Here is a 10,118-nt window from a genome sequence, read left to right as displayed (position 1 = left end):
TGCTCCCCCGGTAGGACTCGAACCTACGACCCAGTGGTTAACAGCCACTTGCTCTACCGACTGAGCTACAGGGGAATATGTAATACTGCTTACTTGCGACTGAGTGGTACATCCAAATAGTTTAAGATGCCCACCAACTCAATTGCATGGTAATGCAATGCATGGTTAATAGATTATGTACCATGATAGTGTCAATTATTTTTTTGATAAAATTTTGTTATTTCGTTCATTTTTATCTTGATTTAATATTATGTCCCAATGATTATATTATATTACCGTTCGTGAAAATGATTTCCGATGCTGGCGAGTTTTTCTTGGTCTGTGTTGATTTTCACGGGGGGATAAATCGGGATGCTTTGTAATTTTTCGCGATTTGCCTGATAATCATATTAATAATAGGGAGAGATGGCTGCTTCCGTCCGAGTCGGGAGAAGTTATATAGATACAATCGGCAGATGGATATTGCCCGGGAAATAAAGAAGCTGGCAAAGGATAAGAATGCGATCATTCTTGCCCATAACTACCAGAATGACGAGATCCAGGATATCGCGGATTTCAGCGGCGATTCGCTGGAGCTTTCCCAGCTGGCTGCGAAGAACGACGCTTCCATGATAGTGTTCTGCGGGGTCCATTTCATGGCTGAATCTGCATCCATACTTTCACCGAAGAAAAAGGTCATCATACCAGATCCCACGGCCGGATGTCCCATGGCAGATATGGTGGAACCGGAGGACGTGGTCGCCCTCAAGGAAAAGCATCCCGGCGCCATGGTGATCACCTATATAAATTCTACCGCTGCCGTGAAAGCCCATTCCGACGTAATCTGCACATCATCCAATGCCCTGAAGATCGTTGAACGGGTCGATGCCGACCTGATCATATTCCTTCCCGATAAGAACCTTGGAAGCTATGTGCAGCGTTTTACCAAAAAAAAGATAATTCTCTGGAAGGGCTTTTGTCCCACCCATGAAAAGTTCACCCGCGAAGACCTTGTAGCCATTCGTGAGAAGCATCCTGACGCGGTGGTGATAGTCCATCCCGAGTGCAGGCCTGAAGTGATCGACATAGCCGATGAGGTTCTTTCCACTGGGCAGATGGTAACATTCGCGAAAAAAACAGATAAGAGAAAAATCATAGTCGGAACCGAAATCGGAATGATACACAAGCTGAAAAGCGTCGCGCCCCATATTGAATACATACCGGCATCAGACTCCTTTGTTTGCCCCAATATGAAAAAAATAACCCTGCCGGTACTGTTGGAGGGACTTCAGAAGGAACAAACGGAGGTATCTGTCGCCGCCGACGTACGTGACAGGGCGAAAAAGGCTCTTGAGCGGATGCTCGAGCTATCATATTGACAGGACGATTTCATGCCGGATCCCAAGCCCCAGGGCGCTAGCGAAGCTGAAGAATTGATGGATGACGATTCCGGACGCATCCCACCTCCAGTATCCAACGGTGGTCCTCCCTCGCGGTCAGCTGCGGAAACCTTCGAAGAAGACACGAGAAATCAGCTGAACCTCCTTCGGGAACGTACCTTTAACGAGGAACTGAGGCAGCTCGTGGACCGGGTCAGGATCAATGAGCCGTCGGCGGAAGCCTATGACGGAGATGATGAGGACATCGACGATCTTACCGAAGATGAGTTGAACCTGAGGCTGTATCGGCTATATTATCGCGCGCGGATGCTCCATGACAACCGGGAGATGAACGTCGCGTTCAACCCTTTTGAAATGCCGGATGCCGCCGGATCATCAATAGACGGGGCACTGAACGTCTATATCCAGGATCGCATGGCCCGGCTCAACCTTTCACACTTTGCCATCATGTCCTATAATATCAGCGAGAAGGGGCTCGTCCCCTCGTTCCAGAACCTTGAGCGGTATTATGTTGAGAATCTGGTCATCGGTCTTCATGACAGGCTATTCAAGGACATCATTGAAAGTCCCGATGGAGTGATACTCGATGCCAACGATATCCAGGAGGACCATTTCCTGGAAAAGATCTTCAACCTGAAAGAAGGCGAAGAGCCGCGCGCCCTGTTCTTTGTTCTGCTCAGTTATCTAGTGTCAGACGTTGTTCAGGAGCTGCAGGGGACCGATGGCACGCAGGTGGTGCCATTCCTGCCGTCATCCATACTCATGATCGAGCTTCCCCTGCAAACGAGCCCCTATAATAAAAGCGCTGTCTTCGGGACCCTCAGGAGAAAGCTCGTCCTGCCGTTTTATCTTGTGGCGGACAACCGCCCGCTGGTTTTTACCGCAAGAAATTACGAGAACATCGATTTTTCCTACCATGTACTCGATTATCTGTTCACCATTTTCCTTCAGAATCCCAACCGCATCGGCATAAGCATCAAGGTGAAATCCAAAGAAAGCACCAGCCGGACGTTTATCATGAAATATATCATTTCCCAGCTTGGGTACAAGCTCCGTGCCGATTCTGTGCTGGTCCACATCATCAAGGGGCATATCATAATTTTAACAAAAGAAGAATTTCTCGAGATTATTAACTCGCTGATCGTTGAATACAACAAGCTCTTCAACGATCAATTTTCCGTTGTTGAATTCCGTCCATCGGAGTTCGAGGATTCCCTTGAGATCATACAAAAAATTGTTCTTGTATGAAATTCAGCTGCCGGATAATTCCGATTTGCATGGTCGCGTTGCTCAGTTTCCTTCAAGTTGATACCGAAGGTCGTTACCATCGAGGACCGAAAAAAGGCGAATTCCACTATGAGAGGGGCATTAAGTCTTACGTCGGTGACGACATCGACGGTGCCGTCAATGAATTCAAGACGACCAAGGATTACAAACCCTATCAAAAGATTATTCAAAAGAAGACTGACGATCTCGAGGAGATCATGGTGTTCAAGAGACAAAATAAAATGGAAGAAGAAAAAGAGAATGAGATCGAACGGGAGAAATAACGGCCGGCTCAGGGACCCTCGCGTTACAACGGATTTTTGCCCCGGCGCATATGGTTCGGCACTTTTTGAAATGGGGAACACCAGGGTGATCTGCGCTGCCAGCGTAAGCGCCGATGTGCCGGACCATGCCGTGAACCGCGGAACAGGCTGGATCACGGCTGAGTATTCCCTCTTGCCATACTCGACGCCCCGACGGACGGGAAGGGACCTCTTCCGGAGGGACGGCCGGGCAGTGGAAATACAGCGCCTCATCGCGCGGGCCCTCCGCAGCTCCGTCGATCTTACCGCGATGAAGAACTGCCTCATCACCGTGGATTGCGACGTCCTTCAGGCGGATGGGGGTACCCGCACGGCTGCAATCACCGGGGGATATATAGCCCTGGCCCGGGCGGTCCGGCGCATGATAGGAGAAGGCCTCATAGACAGGGATCCGATCAGGAGCGCCGTGGCGGCGGTATCGGTGGGATATGTCGGCAACGAGCTTTTGATGGACCTCGACTTCGCGGAGGATTCACGGGCCGATGTCGACATGAATGTCGTCATGGACGGCCAATCGAATATCATCGAAGTGCAGGGCACGGCGGAAAAAAAATCATTTACGAAGAAGCAGCTGGATTCGATGATTCAGCTGGCGGAAGAGGGGATAAACGAATTGATGCGGATACAGAAGGAGCATATATGAGTGGATCAGGGCGAACGATATTCATACTATTATTAATTATCATTTCAGGCGTTACCGTACCCACCCTTGCGGCGAAGGAGCCCTTCAAGTTAATGATCATCGATACCCAGGGCAGGCAGGTTCCCCTGATTGTGGAAATTGCCGACACGGAACCGCTGAGGACAAAGGGCCTCATGAACCGCAGGGAGATGACCCAGGGGAGGGGCATGCTTTTCGTGTTCGACCGTGAGAGCAGGCATAATTTCTGGATGAAAAACACTTTCATTCCACTGAGCATAGCCTATATCAGCTCAACGGGAGTTATCAACGAGATATACGACATGAAGCCCCTGGATACATCGGTCACATACCCGTCGGCCATGCCCGCGCGGTACGCCCTGGAGGTAAACCAGGGATGGTTCAGGAAGAACAATATTGTGAAAGGCTGCAGAATAGTCCTCGATGGATGCATCAGTAAATAGGATCCCTTCATCTAAAGATGAGCGCGCACTCCTGTTCGGTATACGCCTGCGGGGCGCCGATAACGAATACCTGGAGCATTCCCTCGACGAGCTGGTTCTCCTGGTAAAGACCGCCGGGGCCGTCGTGGCAGGCAGGCAGATCGTGAACCGCGACGCCATCGATCCGACGTATATCGTAGGCAAGGGATATCTCTCGGAAATAGAGAAAATAATAGCCGAAAAAAAGATCCGCCTCATCGTGTTCGACCTTAACACCATCAGGCCGGCCCAGGTCCGGAACCTGGAGGAGCGCCTGAAGTGCCGCGTCATCGGACGGAACGAGATCATCATGGACATATTCGCCCGCAGGGCACGCAGCACGGAATCGAAGATCCAGGTGGAGCTGGCTCAGCTCAAGTATATCCTGCCGCGCCTCAAGGGCCTCGGCGGCGTGCTGTCGCGTCTCGGCGGCGGCATCGGCACCAGGGGACCCGGCGAAAAGATGCTGGAAACCGACCGTCGCCACATCCTCCGTCGAATATCGAGTCTCAACCGCAAGCTGGAAAAGATACGGAGACACCGCGAAACCATGCGCAAGGGACGGCGGAACGAGCTGGTGGGGGCCGTGGTGGGATACACCAACGCAGGCAAGTCAACGGTCATTAACCGCCTGGCAAAGGATGATCTCTTTGTAGAGGACCGTCTCTTCGCGACCCTCGACTCCTATACACGTACGGTGTACCTCGGCGAGGGCAGGAAATGCCTCATTGTTGATACTGTCGGATTTATCAGGAACCTGCCGGCAAACCTGGTCGAATCCTTCCGGTCCACGCTGGAAGAGATACTTAACGCCGATTTTCTCGTCCACATCATCGATATCTCGTCACATGAAATCACCTCTAACATCAGGACCGTGAACCAGGAGATCTATGAGCTCGGCGGCGCGGACAAGAAGGTGATACAGTTTTTCAACAAGGCCGATCTCCTTGATGACGAAGCCATCGCCAATAGGATGGGGAACAACTATCCCGGCGCGATCATCGGATCGGCGGCACAGGGCACTGGCCTGGAAGAGCTGAAGCAGAGAATGATGGAGATTTATGAGAACCGGATGGTAAAAGGCGACCAAAACAGGCCTGAATCGACGACCGCCCATGCCGGAGGAATCTGAAAATCCGTGTTCATCATCAATGACATAACCATAAGTGACCTGCCGCAGCTGGCAAAACTCTATGAACAGCTTGCAAACAGAGACGTCGATCCCGAAGGAATGAGGGAGACCTTCGAAAAAATCACGGCCAACGGCGATTATTGCCTTTTCGGCGCCAGGGCCGGAGATAATCGTCTGGTCGGTACCATCATGGCGGTGATATGCCACGACCTGGTCAAGGATTGCAGGCCCTTCATGATCATGGAAAACCTCGTGGTGGACGCGGGATGGCATAGAAAGGGAATAGGTTCCTTGCTCATGGAAAAGGTCGAATCGATCGCCCGGGATCGGAACTGCATATTCATCGAGTTCTGCTCCTCGTCGTTCCGCACCGGCGCCCATTCCTTTTACAGGGAAGCAGGGTATGACCCGGGAGAGGTAAAGGGATTTCGGAAGTATTTTTAAGATACCCCTTGAGGATGTGTGCATATTATAAAAGCGCGGTCACGTGACCGCGCTTTCATAATCATATATTATTCTTGAAATATTTATAGCAGATTTATTATTGACGGAAAAGTTTTATGTCGGTTAAATATCCACGGAATATTAGCAACATCACTTACCTTGTTTTTACTGACAAACTGTGACTATTCCGGACATAACCTGAAAGGACCGAACCATGATTGATAAAATTCTGAGCATATTCTTCGGCACAAAGCATGAGAGGGACGTGAAAAAGCTGTGGCCCATCGTGCACAAGATCAACGCCCTCGAGCCGAATATGAAAAAGCTCACCAACGACGAAATGCGCGGCATGACCTCGAAATTCCGCCAGCGTATAGAAAAGGGAGAGTCCCTTGACAGCCTGCTTCCCGAGGCCTTTGCACTGACGCGTGAAGCGTCGGTGCGCACCCTGGGAATGCGTCACTTCGACGTGCAGCTCATGGGCGGCGTAGTCCTCCACCAGGGGCGCATCACGGAAATGAAGACCGGCGAAGGCAAGACCCTGGTGGCAACTCTCCCGGTGTATCTCAACGCACTCGGAGGGAAGGGCGTCCATGTCGTCACGGTGAACGACTACCTTGCTCGCCGGGACTCGGAATGGATGGGCACTATCTACAAGTTCCTCGGCCTAGAAGTCGGCGTCATCCAGCACGACATGTCCCCCTATAACCGGCAGGTGTCGTACAGGTGCGACGTAACCTACGGCACCAACAACGAATTCGGCTTCGATTACCTACGCGACAACATGGTGGAGCACCAGAGCCTCCGCGTCCAGCGGGTCCTCAATTACGCCATCGTGGACGAAGTCGACTCCATCCTCATCGACGAGGCCCGGACGCCGCTCATCATATCCGGCTCCACGGAGGAGTCCACCAAGAAATACTATCTCATAAACAAGGTCATTCTCAACCTCAAGGAAAAGGCCGATTACGAGGTGAATGAGAAGGACCGTCATGTCACCCTTACCGAGGACGGTGTCAACCACGTGCAGCGCCTCCTCAAGATCGACAACCTCTATGACAACAGGCATATCGACACCGTGCACCATGTCAACCAGGCGCTGAAGGCCCACACGCTGTTCCATATCGACGAGGACTACATCGTCAAGGACGGCCAGGTCATTATCGTCGACGAATTCACAGGCCGCCTCATGCCTGGCCGCCGCTACTCCGACGGACTCCACCAGGCACTGGAAGCCAAGGAAAACGTCACTATCGCCCGGGAAAGCCAGACACTGGCGACCATCACCTTCCAGAACTTTTTCAGGATGTATAAGAAGCTCGGCGGCATGACCGGTACCGCGGACACGGAAGCGGTCGAGTTCCAGAAGATTTACAAGCTCGACGTAGTTGTTGTTCCGACGAACATGCCGATGATACGGCGGGACTACCCGGACAAGGTCTACCGGACCGAGCGGGAAAAGTATGACGCCATCATAAGCGAGATACGGGAGCTTAACGCGAAGAGTCAGCCGATCCTGGTGGGAACCATTTCCATCGACAGGTCGGAAAAGCTCTCGCAGCTGCTCCGGTCGAAGGGGATCATGCATAACGTGCTGAACGCCAAGTTCCACGAGCAGGAGGCGCGCATCATCGCCGAGGCCGGACGGCCAGGCGCGGTGACCATTGCCACGAACATGGCGGGCCGCGGGACCGACATAGTCCTGGGCGGACGCAGGCTCTATGTGGATGAGCTCGAATCGCACGTGCCGGTCCATGACGCAAACCTCTGGAATGATTTTAAGATTTCGATTTTCACGTCTGATTTCGACAAGGCCGAGCAGCTTTCCGAGCAGTTGACTGGACAGGACAAGCACAAGGCGAAAACCCTGGTGCGGGAAGGAAGGGAATGGTACGTCAACCACAACAAAGTCGTGGAGGCTGGCGGTCTCCATATCCTGGGCACCGAGCGCCACGAGGCGCGCCGCATCGACAACCAGTTGCGGGGGCGCTCCGGCCGCCAGGGTGACCCCGGCTCGTCCCGGTTTTACCTGGCCCTCGAAGACGAGCTTATGAGGCTCTTCGGATCCGAGCGGATCGGCAACATCATGCAGCGCCTGGGCATGGAGGAAGGACAGGAAATAGAGAGCCCCATGGTGACGAAGGCGATCGCCAGCGCGCAGAAGCGGGTTGAGGGCCGCAACTTCGACATACGGAAGCACCTTCTCGAATACGACGACGTCATGAACTCCCAGCGCGAGTTCATCTACAAGGAGCGCGACGAGATTCTCCTGGGCGAGGACATATCCTACAAGTTCGCCGCCTACATAGAAGACATCTGCAGGGAAAAACTGGAAGTGTTCACCGGCGGCATGGCCCATCCCGAGGAATGGGACCTTGAAGGTCTCAGGAACTGGATGCGCTTCAAGTTCGGCGTCGACCTCGATCTTGAAAAAATAAGCCCCATGGAGATGAGATACTCGGAATTCGAGGAAGCCATAATAAACGAGCTGAAAAAGGCCTATAAGACGAAAGAGGAGACTCTTGGCGTGAAGGATATGAGGGCTCTCGAGCGGATGATATCGCTCCAGATCATCGACACCAAGTGGCGGGACCACCTGTACAACATGGACGAGATGCGGGACGGCATCTGGACCCTGAGCTACGGCGAGCGGAATCCCCTGGTGGAGTACAAGATCCAAGGCTTCAACCTATTCAGGGACATGCTCGCGACCCTGAAGGAAGACATCCTCGAATACCTCATGAGGGTCCAGGTCGAGCGCATTGTCGAGGAAGAGCCCCCGGTGCCGTCGGCGGAAATCATCGGAAGCGAATTTCACGCAGAGGTCGAACAGTTCGGCGCCGGCGGAATCCCCATGACGTCACAATCACAGGCCGTACCGGGGCAAAGGCCCGCGGAACAAAAAAAAGAGCATGAGCACCAGGAAACCGTGGGCGGCGTTAAGCGCAAGAAAAGCCGCAGGAACAGAAGGTAATCGTCATGTCATCGGTATTAATGAAGAGCGTATCCGGGATCAGGGGCATAGTCGGGGAGACTGTTACGCCGGACCTTATCACAGGCGTAGCGTCTGCTTTCGCGAAATATTGCGGATTCGGCACTGTCGTAATCGGAAGGGACTCGAGGCCAACCGGCGCGGCCATAGAAAAGGGCCTCGAATCAGCCCTCATGCTGTCAGGATGCAATGTCGTGAACATCGGCATCGTCCCGACCCCCACCGTGCAGGTCATGGTGGAGCATCTCCATGCAGCCGGTGGAATCGTCATATCCGCGTCGCACAACCCCATAGAATGGAACGCCTTCAAGCTTGTGGGCAAATCGGGGACGTTCCTCACGGCTTCCGAAATAGACGAATTCTTTAAATTAATGGAATCTCCCTTTGCGTATAAGCGGTGGGACGGTGTTGGCACTGTCACGGGCGAAACCGGTGCGGATGATATACATATCGGCAAAGTGCTGTCAGTCGTGGACAGTGACAGGATAGGCAAAAAGAAATTCAGGGTCGTTCTCGATTCGGTAAACGGCGCCGGTTCCCGCATCACCATAAACCTGTTAAAGCGGCTGGGATGTGACGTGGTTCCGATCCACTGCGAAATGAACGGCCTTTTTCCCCGCGGGGCCGAGCCCGTGCCTGAAAATCTCGCGATCCTTTCCAAGAAGGTAGTCGAGGAGAAGGCCGATATCGGCTTTGCCCAGGACCCGGACGCTGACCGGCTGGCCATCGTCGATGACAGGGGAAAGCCCATAGGCGAGGAAAGCACCATCGCCCTTGTGGTGGAGCACCTGCTGGCAAAAAAGCCGGGGAGGGTGGTCATAAACCTTTCCACTACCAAGACGGTAGATGACATAGCGGCGTCCCACGGGTCGCCGGTGGCGCGGGCCAGGGTGGGCGAAATAAACGTCGTAGAAGAGATGATGCGCAACGGAGCCCGCATCGGCGGTGAGGGCAACGGCGGGGTCATTTCCCCGGAAGTTCATCTTGGCAGGGACAGCCTTGTCGGGATCAGCTATGTGCTGGAGATGATGGCGGAGCGGTCAATGTCGATTTCAGAGCTGGTCGCGAAGCTTCCGCGCTATACCATGAAAAAAGGGAGCATCAAGCTGGCAGGGAAGGGCGTCGATCCGTCCATACTGAAGCGCCTCGAACAGGAATATTCGCAGCAAACGATATCGAGTATCGACGGGCTCCGGATAGAGTTCACCACTTCCCACGAATTCGCCGGCGGCTGGGTACACCTCAGGCCATCCAATACCGAGCCGATATTCCGCATCATATCCGAAGGGAAGGATGCCGCCCAGGCGGAAGCGATTTACAGGCATTTTGAGAAATTGTTGAAATAATCCCCATGCGCCTTCTGTTAGGGTGGGGTTTAAACCCCACCCTAACAGAAGGCGCATATATATCCACCGCATAATTTCAGCTTGACAAATACTCCCGATGACAAGAATTAACTT

9 protein-coding genes and 1 tRNA gene are annotated in these 10,118 nt (G+C 53.1%); 9 read left to right on the top strand and 1 reads right to left on the bottom strand.

Annotated features, from left to right (window positions below; translation table 11 throughout):
* Positions 1–2 precede the first annotated feature (2 nt).
* Positions 3–75 (bottom strand) — tRNA-Asn (locus tag KA369_08705).
* Positions 76–455: 380 nt separating this feature from the next.
* On the opposite strand from KA369_08705, the gene nadA reads away from it, so the two are divergent.
* From nadA to glmM, 9 genes are all read left to right on the top strand, one after another.
* Positions 456–1,358, top strand: coding sequence for a quinolinate synthase NadA (nadA, locus tag KA369_08700; GenBank protein MBP7736034.1), 903 nt, complete (start codon positions 456–458; stop codon positions 1,356–1,358).
* Positions 1,359–1,370: 12 nt separating this feature from the next.
* The gene (locus tag KA369_08695; GenBank protein MBP7736033.1) at positions 1,371–2,627 is read left to right on the top strand and encodes a hypothetical protein; all 1,257 of its coding nucleotides are present in this window, start codon (positions 1,371–1,373) and stop codon (positions 2,625–2,627) included.
* 29 nt (positions 2,628–2,656) lie between these two features.
* A complete protein-coding gene (locus KA369_08690) occupies positions 2,657–2,929 on the top strand; it encodes a hypothetical protein (GenBank protein ID MBP7736032.1) in 273 nt (90 codons plus the stop codon).
* Positions 2,907–3,611: a ribonuclease PH gene (gene rph, locus KA369_08685; protein ID MBP7736031.1), complete on the top strand. Its 705-nt coding sequence runs from the start codon at positions 2,907–2,909 to the stop codon at positions 3,609–3,611. Before KA369_08690 ends, rph begins: the two co-directional genes overlap by 23 nt.
* Positions 3,608–4,072, top strand: coding sequence for a DUF192 domain-containing protein (locus tag KA369_08680; protein ID MBP7736030.1), 465 nt, complete (start codon positions 3,608–3,610; stop codon positions 4,070–4,072). Before rph ends, KA369_08680 begins: the two co-directional genes overlap by 4 nt.
* Positions 4,053–5,222: a GTPase HflX gene (hflX, locus tag KA369_08675; protein ID MBP7736029.1), complete on the top strand. Its 1,170-nt coding sequence runs from the start codon at positions 4,053–4,055 to the stop codon at positions 5,220–5,222. Before KA369_08680 ends, hflX begins: the two co-directional genes overlap by 20 nt.
* A gap of 6 nt (positions 5,223–5,228) precedes the next feature.
* Positions 5,229–5,666: a GNAT family N-acetyltransferase gene (locus KA369_08670; protein MBP7736028.1), complete on the top strand. Its 438-nt coding sequence runs from the start codon at positions 5,229–5,231 to the stop codon at positions 5,664–5,666.
* A gap of 214 nt (positions 5,667–5,880) precedes the next feature.
* The gene (secA, locus tag KA369_08665) at positions 5,881–8,640 is read left to right on the top strand and encodes a preprotein translocase subunit SecA (protein ID MBP7736027.1); all 2,760 of its coding nucleotides are present in this window, start codon (positions 5,881–5,883) and stop codon (positions 8,638–8,640) included.
* Positions 8,641–8,645: 5 nt separating this feature from the next.
* On the top strand, positions 8,646–10,004 hold the full coding sequence (glmM, locus tag KA369_08660) for a phosphoglucosamine mutase (protein ID MBP7736026.1): 1,359 nt from the start codon (positions 8,646–8,648) through the stop codon (positions 10,002–10,004).
* Positions 10,005–10,118 lie beyond the last annotated feature (114 nt).

Source organism: Spirochaetota bacterium, from assembly GCA_017999915.1.
GTDB lineage: Bacteria > Spirochaetota > UBA4802 > UBA4802 > UBA5550 > RBG-16-49-21.
This window is presented reverse-complemented; position numbering and strand designations above follow the sequence as displayed.

Bases quoted from the DNA above. Each gene is read 5' to 3' on its own strand.
- KA369_08690 (MBP7736032.1), top strand. From the start codon at position 2,657: ATGGTCGCGTTGCTCAGTTTCCTTCAAGTTGATACCGAAGGTCGTTAC.
- secA (MBP7736027.1), top strand. From the start codon at position 5,881: ATGATTGATAAAATTCTGAGCATATTCTTCGGCACAAAGCATGAGAGG.
- KA369_08680 (MBP7736030.1), top strand. From the start codon at position 3,608: ATGAGTGGATCAGGGCGAACGATATTCATACTATTATTAATTATCATT.
- hflX (MBP7736029.1), top strand. From the start codon at position 4,053: ATGGATGCATCAGTAAATAGGATCCCTTCATCTAAAGATGAGCGCGCA.
- KA369_08695 (MBP7736033.1), top strand. From the start codon at position 1,371: ATGCCGGATCCCAAGCCCCAGGGCGCTAGCGAAGCTGAAGAATTGATG.
- glmM (MBP7736026.1), top strand. From the start codon at position 8,646: ATGTCATCGGTATTAATGAAGAGCGTATCCGGGATCAGGGGCATAGTC.
- rph (MBP7736031.1), top strand. From the start codon at position 2,907: ATGAGATCGAACGGGAGAAATAACGGCCGGCTCAGGGACCCTCGCGTT.
- nadA (MBP7736034.1), top strand. From the start codon at position 456: ATGGATATTGCCCGGGAAATAAAGAAGCTGGCAAAGGATAAGAATGCG.